Raw genomic sequence first — 13095 nt, 5'->3', positions numbered from 1 at the left:
ATCAGCGGGTGATGCCGCGAGTCGACGCCTGGATCGAGTCACGGAACACCGCGACTTCCGGGAACAGCGTAGCCGGCTCGGTCAGTTCGGTCAGGGCCTGCTCAACCGTCAATCCTTGGCGGTAAACGGTCTTGTAGGCGCGGCGCAGGGCGTGGATCGCATCCTCGCTGAAACCCCGGCGGCGCATGCCTTCGAAGTTCATGCTACGGGCTTCGGCAGGATTGCCGAACACCGTAACGAATGCCGGGACATCCTTGCCGATGGCAGTGCCCATGCCGGAAAAGCTGTGGGCGCCGATATGGCAATACTGATGCACAAGGGTGAATCCCGACAGGATCGCCCAGTCGTCAACGTGCACGTGGCCTGCCAACGCGGTGTTATTGACCAGGATGCAATGGTTGCCGATCACGCTGTCATGACCGATATGCGCATAGGCCATGACCAGGTTGTGATCACCCAAGGTGGTTTCGGCACGATCCTGTACAGTCCCGCGGTGAATGGTGACGCCTTCACGGATGATGTTGTGGTCACCGATTACCAGGCGTGTTTCTTCGCCCTTGTACTTCATGTCCGGGGTGTCTTCGCCTACCGAGGAAAACTGGTAGATACGATTGTGTTTGCCAATGCGGGTCGGACCCTTGAGGATCACGTGTGGCCCGATGACAGTCCCCTCGCCGATTTCCACACCTGCGCCGACGATCGACCAAGGGCCGACCTCAACGTCGGCGGCCAGTACGGCCGACGGATCGATGATTGCGCGAGGGTCAATCAAACTCATAGTTTGCGTTCCGCACAGATGATCTCGGCAGAGCACACTGGCTTGCCATCTACCGAGGCCTGGCATTCGAACTTCCAGATCTGGCGCTTGCAGCTGATGAACTTGGCTTCCAGGATCAACTGGTCACCCGGAGTGACCGGGCTGCGAAAACGCAGTTTGTCGGAACCCACGAAATAGTAAAGCGTACCGTCGGCAGGCTTGAGGTCGAGCATTTTAAAACCAAGGATACCGGCAGCCTGGGCCATCGCTTCGATGATCAGCACACCCGGCATGATTGGATGCGCAGGAAAGTGACCGTTGAAGAATGGTTCGTTGATGCTGACATTCTTGTAGGCACGAATGCGCTTTTCCTCGACGTTGAGGTCCACTACACGATCCACCAGCAGGAACGGGTAACGGTGAGGCAGGTATTCGCGAATCTCGTTGATGTCCATCATTTCGGGGGGAAGCCTGTAATAAAGATTGGGGGCGGGCGGACTAAGCGCACGCCCCGCTAGCAAATCAAGGGAGCAGTCTAGCGGCTGTGCACACTTGATATGGAAATGGTATCAGCCTTCTGATGAAGCATTACCGCCAGGGGTCACGTCCCCAACACGCTTTTCCAGCTGTTTGATGCGTCGTGCCATGTCGTCGATCTTTCTCAACCGCGCCGCACTCTTGCGCCATTCAGCCGCAGGTTGCATGGCGGTCCCGGAAGAATAGGCCCCAGGCTCGGTAATCGAGTGGGTCACCATGGTCATACCGGTGATGAAGACGTTGTCGCAAATGTCGATATGCCCGACCAGCCCGACACCACCGGCGAGCATGCAATGCTTGCCGATCCTGGTGCTGCCGGAGATGCCCACGCAGGCAGCCATGGCGGTGTGATCGCCAATCTGTACGTTGTGGGCGATCTGGATCTGGTTATCGAGCTTCACACCGTTACCGATCACGGTATCGGCCAGGGCCCCGCGATCAACAGCGGTGTTCACGCCGATCTCTACATCGTCGCCGATCAATACCCCGCCGACCTGGGCGATCTTGTGCCAGACACCCTTGGAGTTGGCAAAACCGAACCCTTCACCGCCGATCACCGCACCCGACTGAATGACTACACGCTGACCAATACGCACATCGTGGTAGAGAGTCACACGGGGAGCCAGCCAGCCACCGGAACCGATTTCACAGCGCGCACCGATAAAGCAGTGGGCGCCCACGGTCACGCCTGCACCGATACGCGCGTCACTCTCGATCACGGCAAACGCACCAATGCTGGCCGAAGGGTCAACCTGGGCATCCGGGGCGATCACGGCCGATGGATGAATACCGCCGGCCGCCTTGGGCTTTGGATCGAACAGGTGTGACGCCTTGGCGTACGACAGGTACGGGTCAGCCACCACCAGCGCATCCCCGATAAACCCTTCGGCGTCAGCGGCCTTCAGCAACACGGCTGCGGCCTGGCAATCGACGAGGTACTTACGGTATTGGGGATTTGCGAGGAAGCTCAACTGAGCTGGGCCAGCCTCCTGCAAGGTGGCTAGCCCAGTGATTTCTTTCTCCGGGGAGCCACGCAAGGTGGCTCCCAGGAACTCGGCCAACTCGCCGAGCCTGATAGTCGCGGTCATGGGTTACTTCAGCTGGTTCATGCGCTCGATCACCTGGCGGGTGATGTCGTATTGAGGCTTGACGTCAATCACGGCGCCGCGCTCGAACACCAGGTCGAAGGCACCCTTCTTGATAACTTCTTCCACGGCGCTGTCGAGCTTAGGTTTGAGCTGCTTGAGCATTTCACGGTCGGCCACAGCCTTGGCTTCGTTCAGCTCCTTGGACTGGAACTGGTAGTCACGGGCCTTTTGCTTGAATTCAAGCTCCAGACGCTCGCGCTCGCCTTGCTGCATCTTGTCGCCACCGGCTACCAGGCGATCCTGGATGCCCTTGGCGCTGCTTTCCAACGTCTTGAGCTTGGTCAGTTGCGGACCGAACTTCTTCTCGGCATCCACCGCGTACTTCTTGGCCGCGTCGGATTCCAGCAGGGCCATCTGATAGTTCAGCACGGCGATTTTCATTTCGGCGAAGGCCGGGGTGGTTACCAGCACAGTGGCCAGCAGGACCAATTGAGTCAACTTACGCACGATGTACTCCTACAGAATCCGTTGTCGTTATCTTAGGTCAGACGCTTAGAACGTCTGGCCGAGGGAGAATTGGAAAATCTGGGTTTCAGCGTTATCCGGTTTCTTGATCGGCATGGCCAGAGCAAAGCTCAACGGGCCCAGTGCCGTCACCCAGGTCACACCCACGCCCACGGAGCTCGCCAGGTTGCTGAGGCTCACGTCGTTGCACTGGGTGTTGGACTTCAGACCGCTTGGGTTCTTGATCTGCTCGCACTTGGAGTCGAACACGTTACCCACGTCCCAGAAGACCGAGGTGCGCAGGGAACGCTGGTCCTTGACGAACGGCAGCGGGAACAGGATCTCGGCACCACCCTGGATCAGCACGTTACCACCGAATGGCAGCGGGTCGTTGTCGTCGTCACGTCGAGTTCCGACGTTACCGGTGTCAGCAAAACCGCGGCTTGGGGTACCACGTGGGCCCAAGGTGCTGTCCTTGAAGCCACGTACCGAGTTGAAACCACCCGCATAGTAGTTTTCATAGAACGGCAAGCCGTCAGTGGAACCATAACCGTCGCCATAACCCAGCTCAGTGTGCAGGCGCATGGTGTAGTTGTCGCTCAACGGCTGGAACAGCTGGCCGCGGTAGTCGAGCTTGAAGAACGACAGGTCGCTGCCCGGCGTGGTGACTTCGGCAGTCAGGCTTTGGGAATGACCACGGGTTGCCAGCACACCTTTGTTCAGGGTCGACTCGGACCAGCCGGCAGACGCCTTGAAGTTCAGGAACTTGTCACCTTCACGACGGGTGAAGTCAAAGATCTCATCCACGGTGTACACACCGGTCTTGATCTCATCCTGTTGCGCAGTGATGCCAAAGGTCAGGCGCGAGGTCTCGCTGATCGGGTAACCGATGTTGGCACCCACACCCAAACTGTCGATCGCATAGCTTGCAACGTCAACGTCGAGGTCTTTGTAGTCGGTGGTGCGGTAGAAGGCGTTGTAGCCCAGGCTCACACCGTCAGCCGTCCAGTAGGGGTCGACATAACCGAAGTTATAGCGGCTCTGGTATTCGCTGCGGGTCAGGCCGATGGACACCTTGTTACCGGTACCGAGGAAGTTGTTCTGGGTGATCGAGCCACCGAGAATCAGGCCGGCACTCTGTGCGAAACCGACGCTGGCGGTGATCGAACCCGAGGCTTGTTCTTCAACGGCGTAGTTCACGTCAACCTGGTCATCCACACCCGGTACGGCCGGGGTTTCGACGTTGACTTCCTTGAAGAAGCCCAGGCGCTCGAGACGGGTCTTGGACTGGTCGATCAGGTAGGTCGAAGCCCAGCCACCTTCCATCTGGCGCATTTCACGACGCAGCACTTCATCGGCAGACTTGGTGTTGCCACGGAAGTTGATGCGGTTGACGTAGGCACGCTTGCCCGGGTCGACGACGAAGGTGATGTCCACGGTGTGGTCTTCATCATTCGGGGTCGGCACGCCGTTGACGTTGGCGAAGGTATAGCCTTCGTTACCCAGGCGACGGGTGATCAGTTCGGAGGTGGTGGTCATCAGCTTGCGCGAGAACACTTGGTCCTTCTGCACCAGCAGCAGGGACTTGACCTGGTCTTCTGGGACTTTCAGGTCGCCGCTGAGCTTGACGTCACGAACCTTGTACTTCTCGCCTTCGTTGACGTTGACGGTGATATAGACGTGCTTCTTGTCCGGGGTGATGGACACCTGGGTCGAAGCGATGTCCATGTTGATGTAGCCGCGGTCCAGGTAGTAGGAGCGCAGGCGCTCGAGGTCACCGGAGAGTTTTTCACGGGCGTACTTGTCATCGTTCTTGAAGAACGACAGCCAGTTGGTGGTCTTGAGCTCGAACAGGTCGACCAGGTCGTCATCAGCGAACTTGGTGTTGCCCACCACGTTGATGTGCTGGATGGCCGCCACGGTGCCTTCGTTGATATTGACCTTCAGGCCTACACGGTTACGAGGCTGCGGGATCACTTCGGTTTCCACGGTCGCGGAGTAGCGGCCCTGGGCAACGTACTGGCGTTGCAGTTCGTTACGCACACCCTCAAGGGTAGCGCGCTGGAAGATCTCGCCCTCGGCCAGGCCGGATTGCTTGAGACCCTTCATCAGGTCTTCAGTGGAGATGGCCTTGTTACCCTCGATCGCGATACTGGCGACGGAAGGTCGCTCGACGACCGTGATAACCAGGACGTTACCTTCGCGACCCAGTTGGATATCTTGAAAGAACCCGGTTTTGAACAGCGCACGAGTGGATTCCACCAGGCGACGATCATCCGCCTGTTCCCCGACGTTCAACGGCAAGGCACCAAAGACGCTACCGGCGGAAACCCGCTGGAGGCCGTTGACACGAATATCGGAGATAGTGAAGGACTCGGCGTGAACTTCGGCGATCATCAATACGGTGAGAACCGCAGTTAGCAGCAGACGTTTCATGAAGTCCTTTCTTATTCCAACTGGCAATAAACAAACTGCCGCAAAATGCGGCAGATTCGCAATTCAGCGAAGCGTTACAGTCGTCCCAGATCGTTGACCAGAGCTAACAACATCACCCCGACCACCAAACTGATACCGATCTGTATCCCCCAACCCTGCACCCGATCCGACAAGGGGCGACCACGCACCCACTCGACCAGATAAAACAGCAGATGCCCCCCATCCAACACTGGAATGGGCAACAAATTCAGAACCCCAAGGCTAATACTCAGATAAGCCAGGAAATTCAGGAAATCCGCGACACCCGACTGGGCAGAAGCGCCCGCCACTTTAGCAATGGTTATCGGTCCACTCAAGTTTTTTACCGAGAGCTCACCGAACAACATTTTCTTGAGGGATTCGAGGGTCAGCACGCTCATGGTCCAGGTGCGTTTCGCGCCCTCGCCAATTGCCGCCAAAGGCCCGAAGCTGACCTCTCGCACCATCGACGGCGGCCACTCGACAGCCTTGACCCCGGCACCCAGGTAACCCCCGGCTGCCTTGGCTTCTCCCCGAACCGACAAGGTTACCGGGACGTCAATTTGAGCACCCTCGCGCTCAACTTTCAGCACAATCTTGGTATCAGGCCGTACACGCACCAGGTCGACCACTTGCTGCCAGTCACCCAGCGCCTGGCCATCAAGGGCCAGCAGGCGATCGCCGGCTTTCAGGCCAGCTGCCTGGGCCGGGCCTTTCGGATCCAGCTCAGCCAGCACCGGCGGCAACGCCGGACGCCAAGGGCGAATCCCCAGGGATTTGATCGGATCGGGCTCGTCGGCCCCCTTGAGCCAATGATCCAGCGCCAATGCCCGCGGGGTTTCGGCGCTGGAATCCTGGTCACGCACCACCACATTGACGGTGCCGCTTTCACCCAGGCGACGCACCAACTGCAAATTGACCGCGCCCCAACCCGTGGTGGGCTCGCCATCAATGGAAACAATTTCCTGCCCAGCGATCAGGCCGGCCTTGGCCGCAATGCTGTCCGCCTCGACCGCGCCGATGACCGGACGCACTTGCTGGCTGCCCATCATGGCCAGGATCCAGAAGAACACTATAGCCAACAGGAAGTTGGCGATCGGCCCCGCTGCAACAATTGCGATACGCTGACGAACGGTCTTACGATTGAACGATTGGTCCAATTGATCGGCGGGCACTTCGCCTTCGCGCTCATCGAGCATCTTGACGTAGCCACCCAGCGGGATAGCGGCGATCACAAACTCGGTGCCACGACGATCATGCCAGCGCAACAAAGGCATGCCGAAACCGACGGAAAAGCGCAATACCTTGACGCCGCAACGACGCGCCACCCAGAAGTGGCCGAATTCGTGGAAGGTAACCAGCACACCCAGAGCAACCAGGGTGCCGACAATCATGTAGAGCGCACTCATCTAATTTCTCCGCATTTCAATCCAATGCCTGAAGGCTCGAACCCACCCACAGCCTAACGCGTATTGCGACCCAGCCATTGTCGGGCCAGGGCTCGCGCCTTGGTATCCGCCTCGAACACGGCCCCCAGGTCATTCACCGCCTCGACAGGCTCAAGGCTCAGGACGTCCTCGATGATACTCGCGATCTGTGGAAAGCGGATGCGCCGTTCGAGAAACGCCGCCACGGCCACTTCATTGGCCGCATTCAGCATCGCTGGCGCGGTGCCACCCGCCTCGGCCGCCTGCCGCGCCAGGCGCAGGCAGGGAAAGCGCTGCTCGTCCGGCGCTTCGAAGTCCAGGCGCGCAACCGCAAACAGATCCAATGGCGCTACGCCGGAATCAATGCGCTGTGGCCAGGCGAGGGCGTTGGCGATCGGTGTACGCATATCAGGATTACCCAACTGCGCCAACACCGAACCGTCTACGTAATCGACCAGGGAATGGATCACGCTTTGCGGGTGAATCACCACTTCGACCTGGTCAGGCCGCGCATCGAACAACCAGCACGCCTCGATCAGCTCCAGGCCCTTGTTCATCATGCTCGCCGAATCCACGGAGATTTTGCGCCCCATGGACCAGTTCGGGTGAGCGCAGGCCTGATCGGGAGACACATGCTCCAACTCGGCCAACGGAGTCTGCCGGAATGGACCACCAGACGCCGTCAGTAGAATCCGGCGCACGCCGACCTGGCTCAAGCCACGGGCAAAATCCCCTGGCATGCATTGGAAAATTGCATTGTGCTCGCTGTCCAGTGGCAGCAGCACCGCACCGCTCTTGCGCACCGCCTGCATAAAGAGCGCGCCGGACATGACCAGGGCTTCTTTATTGGCCAGCAGAATCTTCTTGCCGGCATCGACTGCAGCGAGGGTCGGGCGCAAACCCGCCGCGCCGACAATCGCCGCCACAACGGTATCCACCTGCGTATCGGCCGACACTTGGCACAGTCCCGCCTCACCCACCAGGACTTGCGTGGCCAGCCCGGCGGTCCGCAGGTCATCCTGCAGACTCCGGGCTGCCGCGGCCTCGGGCACTACGGCAAAGCGCGGCGCATGGCGCACACACAAGGCCAGCAACTCGCTCAAGCGCGTGAAGCCGGTCAGGGCGAAAACCTGATAGCGATCAGGATGACGTGCAATGACGTCCAGGGTACTCAGCCCGACCGAGCCGGTCGCCCCCAGCACGGTGACCTGTTGCAGGCGGCTCACGAAGCGATCATCCACAGCAGCACGGCGAAGATCGGCAGCGCGGCAGTCAGACTGTCGATACGATCCAGCACACCACCATGCCCTGGCAGCAGGTTACTGCTGTCCTTGACCCCGGCCTGGCGCTTGAACATGCTTTCAGTGAGATCACCCACCACCGAGATGAACACGACGATAGCCGTGCCCAGCAAGGCCAGGAAAATCTCCTTCACCGACCAGCCGCGTACCACACCGACTACCAGCGTGATCAGCAGCGTCAATCCCAAGCCGCCGTATACGCCTTCCCAGCTTTTGCCGGGGCTGACGGCCGGAGCCAACTTGCGCTTGCCGAAGGCACGGCCGGAGAAGTAAGCGCCAATATCTGCGCCCCACACCAGCACCATCACCGCCAGGATCAATTCGTTACCGAGGGGGTAGCGCTTGATTTCCACCAGCCCTTGCCAGGCCGGCAGCAGGATCAGCAGGCCAATCACCAGCTTGCAGGCCACGCTCGACCACTGGCCACTGGTGCGCGGGTAAGTCAGCACCAGGAATGTCGCCAACGCCCACCACAGCACTGCCGCACCCAGCACCCAAGGCGCAATGTCCGGCAGGATGTACATCAGGAACAACAGCACTGCGACCACTGCCGCATACGCCATACGCGGCAATTGGCTGCTGAAACCCGCCAGGCGCGCCCACTCCCAGGCTCCCAGCGTCACGACCAGGCCGATAAACAGCGCAAAGCCGGAACCTTCAAGCAGGAAAAAACCACACAAGGCAATCGGCAGCAGGATCAGCGCCGTGATGATTCGTTGTTTTAACATTTAAACCCGGGCTCCAGCTTCGATCTGCTCGCTCGTTTTACCGAAGCGACGCTGACGGGAAGCGAAATCAGCCAGCGCATTGCGCATGGCATCGTGTTTGAAGTCCGGCCAGAACAGGTCGGAGAAGTACAACTCGGTGTATGCCATCTGCCACAGCAGGAAATTGCTGATGCGATGCTCGCCACCGGTACGAATGCACAAGTCCGGCAACGGCAGGTCGCCAGTCACCAGGCAGGTTTGCAACAGTTCAGGCGTGATGTCGTCGGGTCGCAGGTGGCCGGCCTGCACTTCGCGGGCCAGCCGCTGCGCGGCCTGGGCGATATCCCACTGGCCACCGTAGTTGGCTGCGATCTGCAGCACAAAGCGGTTACTGCCTGCGGTAATGGCCTCGGCTTCGCGCATGGCGGTTTGCAGTTCCGGGCGGAACCGCGAGCGATCACCAATGATGCGCAGACTGATGTTGTTGTCATTGAGGCGCTTGGCCTCACGACGCAACGCCTTGAAGAACAGGTCCATCAAGGCACTGACTTCATCGGCGGGCCGCTGCCAGTTCTCACTGGAGAAGGCGAACAAGGTCAACACTTCGACCTTGGCCTCAGCGCACACCTCAATCACCGCCCTTACCGCGTCAACACCCGCTTTATGCCCGGCGACACCCGGCATAAAGCGTTTTTTCGCCCAGCGATTATTCCCATCCATGATGATCGCGACATGGCGCGGCACCACGGAGGGCACAGTCTGCTTGGTCTTTTCCATGAAGGCGTCCTGACCCCTTATACGGCCATCAGGTCCTTTTCTTTTTCTTCGGTCGCCTTGGTGATCTGCGCTTCGGCGTCCTTGGTCAGCTTGTCGATATCAGCGACGGCACGACGCTCTTCGTCTTCGCTGATTTCCTTGTCCTTGACCAGCTTCTTCAGGTCGCCCAATGCGTCACGGCGGATGTTGCGCACGGCAACGCGCGCATCTTCAGCGGCACTGCGTGCCTGCTTGGTGAAGCCTTTACGGGTTTCTTCAGTCAGGGCAGGCATGGAGATCAGCAGCAACTCGCCCAGGTTGGTCGGGTTGAGGTTCAGGCCGGCGCTCTGGATCGCTTTGTCCACAGCAGCAAGCATGTTGCGCTCGAAGGCCACGACTTGCAGGGTGCGCGAGTCCTTTACGGTGACGTTGGCTACGCTGCTCAGAGGAGTGTCAGCGCCGTAGTAAGGCACCATCACGCTGCCCAGGATGCTCGGGTGCGCCTTGCCGGTACGGATCTGGCCAAATGCGTGGCTCAGGGATTCCAGGGATTTTTGCATACGCGCCTGGGCGTCTTTCTTGATTTCATTGATCATTGTTGGCCTTCCTCGATCAGAGTCCCTTCTGCGCCGCCGTGTACGATGTTCAGCAGGGCGCCGGGCTTGTTCATGTTAAATACGCGCAACGGCATCTTGTGGTCGCGGCACAGACAGATAGCCGTCAGGTCCATCACACCCAGCTTGCGATCCAGCACTTCATCGTAGGTCAGATGATCGAACTTCTCGGCATGCGGGTCTTTGAATGGGTCTGCAGTGTATACACCATCCACCTTGGTCGCCTTCAGCACCACGTCAGCATCGATTTCGATAGCGCGCAGGCATGCGGCCGAGTCGGTGGTGAAGAATGGGTTACCAGTGCCGGCAGCAAAAATCACCACTTCCTTGGCGTTCAGGTGGCGCATGGCTTTGCGGCGATCATAGTGATCGGTCACGCCAACCATGGAAATAGCCGACATCACGATGGCCGAGATGTTGGCGCGCTCCAGGGCGTCGCGCATGGCCAGGGCATTCATCACAGTGGCCAGCATGCCCATGTGATCGCCGGTGACACGGTCCATGCCTGCCGCACTCAGTGCCGCACCGCGGAACAGGTTGCCACCGCCAATCACCAGGCCGACCTGCACGCCGATACCGACCAGTTGGCCGACTTCCAGCGCCATGCGATCAAGCACCTTGGGGTCGATCCCGAACTCTTCCGAGCCCATCAGGGCCTCGCCGCTGAGCTTGAGTAGAATGCGTTTATAGCGAGCCTGATAACCACTGCCCTGCTGAGCCATTGCGAATCTCTCCTGCGGCGTATTTTTTAAAAAATTCTTGGCGAGCCGTTTACGGCTTGCGTTCACTCTAGCTGGACGCTATCACAGCGCCATCGGAACACGGCTTTGTAAGCCAGTTCCGAGAGGAAACCAAATAAAATTGGCCTTCCCATTTGAAAAGAGGCTGCGCGCGTGAGCGGGCAGCCTCTTTCGGCGACAGTCTGGAACTGTCTTATTGCTTGGCGGCAGCCAGCTGGGCAGCAACTTCTTCAGCGAAGTTGTCGACCGGCTTATCGATGCCTTCGCCTACTTTGAAGTAAGTGAAGGAAACGATTTCAGCACCGGCTTTCTTGGCCAGTTCGCCCACCTTGATTTCAGGGTTCTTCACGAACGCCTGCTCAACCAGGCTTGCTTCAGCCAGGAACTTGCTGATACGGCCTTTGATCATGTTTTCAACGATGTTCTCTGGCTTGCCGGCGATCTTGTCGGCGTTGAGGCTCAGGAACACAGCTTTTTCACGTTCGATTGCGTCGGCAGACACTTCCGAAGGCAGCAGGAACTCAGGGTTGCTTGCAGCAACGTGCATGGCGATGTCTTTGGCCAGCTCAACATCGCCGCCTTTCAGAACAACCGCTACACCGATTTTGTTGCCGTGCAGGTAGCCACCGACAACATCACCTTCAACGCGAACCAGGCGACGGATGTTGACGTTCTCGCCAACCTTGCCGACCAGTACCAGGCGATCAGCTTCTTGAGCTTCGATCAGAGGCTCAACGGTGGTCAGCTTGTCAGCGAAGGCCTTCTCAACGCTGGCAGCAACGAATGCCTTGAAGTCATCCTGCAGGGCCAGGAAGTCGGTCTGCGAGTTCACTTCCAGCAGAACGGCGGATTTACCGTCTTCCTTCAGGGCGATGGCGCCTTCAGCAGCGACGTTGCCTGCTTTCTTGGCAGCCTTGATGGCGCCGGAAGCACGCATGTCATCAATGGCTTTTTCGATGTCGCCGCCGGCCTTGGTCAAGGCCTTTTTGCAATCCATCATGCCTTCGCCGGTACGCTCACGCAGTTCTTTAACCAACGCTGCAGTAATCTCTGCCATTTCAAAATCCTCTTGGATAGGTTTTCAACCATTCCACCCGATCAAACGGGCGATCAATTCTTCCCGAATCTCCGTTGTAGGCCGCTGCACGTTACAAATAATGTAGCTGCGCTGCCGACAAATGGTTTTCGAGGTGGCAAAAAGGGGGCCAAGCCCCCTTTTTGCTTACTGAGTCAACGCCAGGGCGTCAGTTACTCAGCGGCAGCTACCGGAGCTTCTTCAACGAACTGCTCGGTACCACCAGCAACGTGGTTGCGGCCACGGATTACAGCGTCAGCCATCGAACCCATGTACAGCTGGATAGCGCGGATTGCGTCATCGTTGCCTGGGATGATGTAGTCAACGCCTTCCGGGCTGCTGTTGGTATCGACTACGCCGATAACCGGGATGCCCAGCTTGTTGGCTTCGGTGATCGCGATGCGCTCGTGATCAACGTCGATAACGAACAGTGCGTCAGGCAGACCGCCCATGTCCTTGATACCACCCAGGGAACGATCGAGCTTTTCCAGGTCACGAGTGCGCATCAGCGCTTCTTTCTTGGTCAGCTTGGCGAAAGTACCGTCTTCGGCTTGCACTTCAAGGTCACGCAGACGCTTGATGGAAGCACGGATGGTTTTGAAGTTGGTCAGCATACCGCCCAACCAGCGGTGATCGACGTACGGCGAACCGCAACGTGCTGCTTCTTCAGCAACGATCTTGCCAGCGGAACGCTTGGTGCCGACGAACAGGATCTTGTTTTTGCCCTGGGCCAGGCGCTCTACGAAAGTCAGCGCTTCGTTGAACATTGGCAGGGTTTTTTCAAGGTTGATAATGTGGATCTTGTTACGCGCGCCGAAAATGTACTTACCCATTTTCGGGTTCCAGTAACGGGTCTGGTGACCGAAGTGCACACCGGCCTTCAGCATATCGCGCATGTTGACTTGGGACATGATAGTTCCTTAATAAGTCGGGTTTGGCCTCCACGTATCCCAATGACCAACCAGCGGCTTCAAGGCCTCCGGCACCCAGGTCATCGTGTCGACACGTGTGTGGATTTAAGCTTTGCGGGGTATCCCCGGAAAGCGGCGCATTTTATACCACAGCATCGACAAAAACGAAACCCGCAATCACATTTGCCCCCCGCGACCTTTACCCAACCCCTTGAATAGAGCCA

Annotated in this window: 13 protein-coding genes; all 13 read right to left on the bottom strand. The window is 58.5% G+C overall.

Features of this window, described 5'->3' with window-relative positions:
• Window position 1: 1 nt before the first annotated feature.
• Window positions 2-778, bottom strand: coding sequence for an acyl-ACP--UDP-N-acetylglucosamine O-acyltransferase (gene lpxA / locus KVH01_RS02650; protein WP_043049624.1), 777 nt, complete (start codon window positions 776-778; stop codon window positions 2-4).
• The gene (fabZ, locus tag KVH01_RS02645; RefSeq protein ID WP_034118457.1) at window positions 775-1215 is read right to left on the bottom strand and encodes a 3-hydroxyacyl-ACP dehydratase FabZ; all 441 of its coding nucleotides are present in this window, start codon (window positions 1213-1215) and stop codon (window positions 775-777) included. The genes lpxA and fabZ overlap by 4 nt, the downstream gene beginning before the upstream one ends.
• 111 nt (window positions 1216-1326) lie before the next feature.
• A complete protein-coding gene (gene lpxD, locus KVH01_RS02640) occupies window positions 1327-2382 on the bottom strand; it encodes a UDP-3-O-(3-hydroxymyristoyl)glucosamine N-acyltransferase (RefSeq protein WP_217880364.1) in 1056 nt (351 codons plus the stop codon).
• A 3-nt stretch (window positions 2383-2385) separates the two neighbouring features.
• Window positions 2386-2889 (bottom strand): OmpH family outer membrane protein, encoded by a 504-nt coding sequence (locus KVH01_RS02635; protein WP_003172279.1) that lies wholly within the window; start codon window positions 2887-2889, stop codon window positions 2386-2388.
• 45 nt (window positions 2890-2934) lie between these two features.
• Window positions 2935-5322 carry an outer membrane protein assembly factor BamA gene (bamA, locus tag KVH01_RS02630; RefSeq protein ID WP_217880363.1) on the bottom strand — a complete coding sequence of 796 codons (2388 nt, stop codon included), beginning with the start codon at window positions 5320-5322 and terminating at the stop codon, window positions 2935-2937.
• A 74-nt stretch (window positions 5323-5396) separates the two neighbouring features.
• Window positions 5397-6749: a sigma E protease regulator RseP gene (rseP, locus tag KVH01_RS02625; protein WP_217880362.1), complete on the bottom strand. Its 1353-nt coding sequence runs from the start codon at window positions 6747-6749 to the stop codon at window positions 5397-5399.
• Window positions 6750-6802: 53 nt separating this feature from the next.
• Window positions 6803-7993 (bottom strand): 1-deoxy-D-xylulose-5-phosphate reductoisomerase, encoded by a 1191-nt coding sequence (ispC, locus tag KVH01_RS02620; protein ID WP_217880361.1) that lies wholly within the window; start codon window positions 7991-7993, stop codon window positions 6803-6805.
• Complete coding sequence (locus KVH01_RS02615; RefSeq protein WP_217880360.1) at window positions 7990-8796, bottom strand: phosphatidate cytidylyltransferase; 807 nt, start codon at window positions 8794-8796, stop codon at window positions 7990-7992. The genes ispC and KVH01_RS02615 overlap by 4 nt, the downstream gene beginning before the upstream one ends.
• The gene (uppS, locus tag KVH01_RS02610) at window positions 8797-9552 is read right to left on the bottom strand and encodes a polyprenyl diphosphate synthase (protein ID WP_217880359.1); all 756 of its coding nucleotides are present in this window, start codon (window positions 9550-9552) and stop codon (window positions 8797-8799) included.
• Window positions 9553-9569: 17 nt separating this feature from the next.
• Window positions 9570-10127 (bottom strand): ribosome recycling factor, encoded by a 558-nt coding sequence (frr, locus tag KVH01_RS02605; RefSeq protein WP_043049618.1) that lies wholly within the window; start codon window positions 10125-10127, stop codon window positions 9570-9572.
• Entirely contained in the window at window positions 10124-10867 is a 744-nt protein-coding gene (pyrH, locus tag KVH01_RS02600; RefSeq protein ID WP_003172271.1) for a UMP kinase, read from the bottom strand. The genes frr and pyrH overlap by 4 nt, the downstream gene beginning before the upstream one ends.
• 211 nt (window positions 10868-11078) lie before the next feature.
• Window positions 11079-11942, bottom strand: a complete 864-nt coding sequence (gene tsf / locus KVH01_RS02595) for a translation elongation factor Ts (RefSeq protein ID WP_043049617.1) — start codon at window positions 11940-11942, stop codon at window positions 11079-11081.
• Between the two features lie 191 nt (window positions 11943-12133).
• The gene (rpsB, locus tag KVH01_RS02590) at window positions 12134-12871 is read right to left on the bottom strand and encodes a 30S ribosomal protein S2 (protein WP_003219330.1); all 738 of its coding nucleotides are present in this window, start codon (window positions 12869-12871) and stop codon (window positions 12134-12136) included.
• Between the last annotated feature and the right edge of the window lie 224 nt (window positions 12872-13095).

The organism is Pseudomonas khavaziana, assembly GCF_019145205.1.
GTDB classification, from domain to species: Bacteria; Pseudomonadota; Gammaproteobacteria; order Pseudomonadales; family Pseudomonadaceae; genus Aquipseudomonas; species Aquipseudomonas khavaziana.
Note: the sequence above shows the minus strand (reverse complement) of the source record. Positions and strands in the feature narration are given on the sequence as shown.

What these genes read in the sequence shown, in the direction of transcription:
- lpxA (WP_043049624.1), bottom strand. Translation starts at nt 778, where the DNA reads ATGAGTTTGATTGACCCTCGCGCAATCATCGATCCGTCGGCCGTACTG.
- fabZ (WP_034118457.1), bottom strand. Translation starts at nt 1,215, where the DNA reads ATGATGGACATCAACGAGATTCGCGAATACCTGCCTCACCGTTACCCG.
- lpxD (WP_217880364.1), bottom strand. Translation starts at nt 2,382, where the DNA reads ATGACCGCGACTATCAGGCTCGGCGAGTTGGCCGAGTTCCTGGGAGCC.
- bamA (WP_217880363.1), bottom strand. Translation starts at nt 5,322, where the DNA reads ATGAAACGTCTGCTGCTAACTGCGGTTCTCACCGTATTGATGATCGCC.
- rseP (WP_217880362.1), bottom strand. Translation starts at nt 6,749, where the DNA reads ATGAGTGCGCTCTACATGATTGTCGGCACCCTGGTTGCTCTGGGTGTG.
- KVH01_RS02615 (WP_217880360.1), bottom strand. Translation starts at nt 8,796, where the DNA reads ATGTTAAAACAACGAATCATCACGGCGCTGATCCTGCTGCCGATTGCC.
- uppS (WP_217880359.1), bottom strand. Translation starts at nt 9,552, where the DNA reads ATGGAAAAGACCAAGCAGACTGTGCCCTCCGTGGTGCCGCGCCATGTC.
- frr (WP_043049618.1), bottom strand. Translation starts at nt 10,127, where the DNA reads ATGATCAATGAAATCAAGAAAGACGCCCAGGCGCGTATGCAAAAATCC.
- pyrH (WP_003172271.1), bottom strand. Translation starts at nt 10,867, where the DNA reads ATGGCTCAGCAGGGCAGTGGTTATCAGGCTCGCTATAAACGCATTCTA.
- tsf (WP_043049617.1), bottom strand. Translation starts at nt 11,942, where the DNA reads ATGGCAGAGATTACTGCAGCGTTGGTTAAAGAACTGCGTGAGCGTACC.
- rpsB (WP_003219330.1), bottom strand. Translation starts at nt 12,871, where the DNA reads ATGTCCCAAGTCAACATGCGCGATATGCTGAAGGCCGGTGTGCACTTC.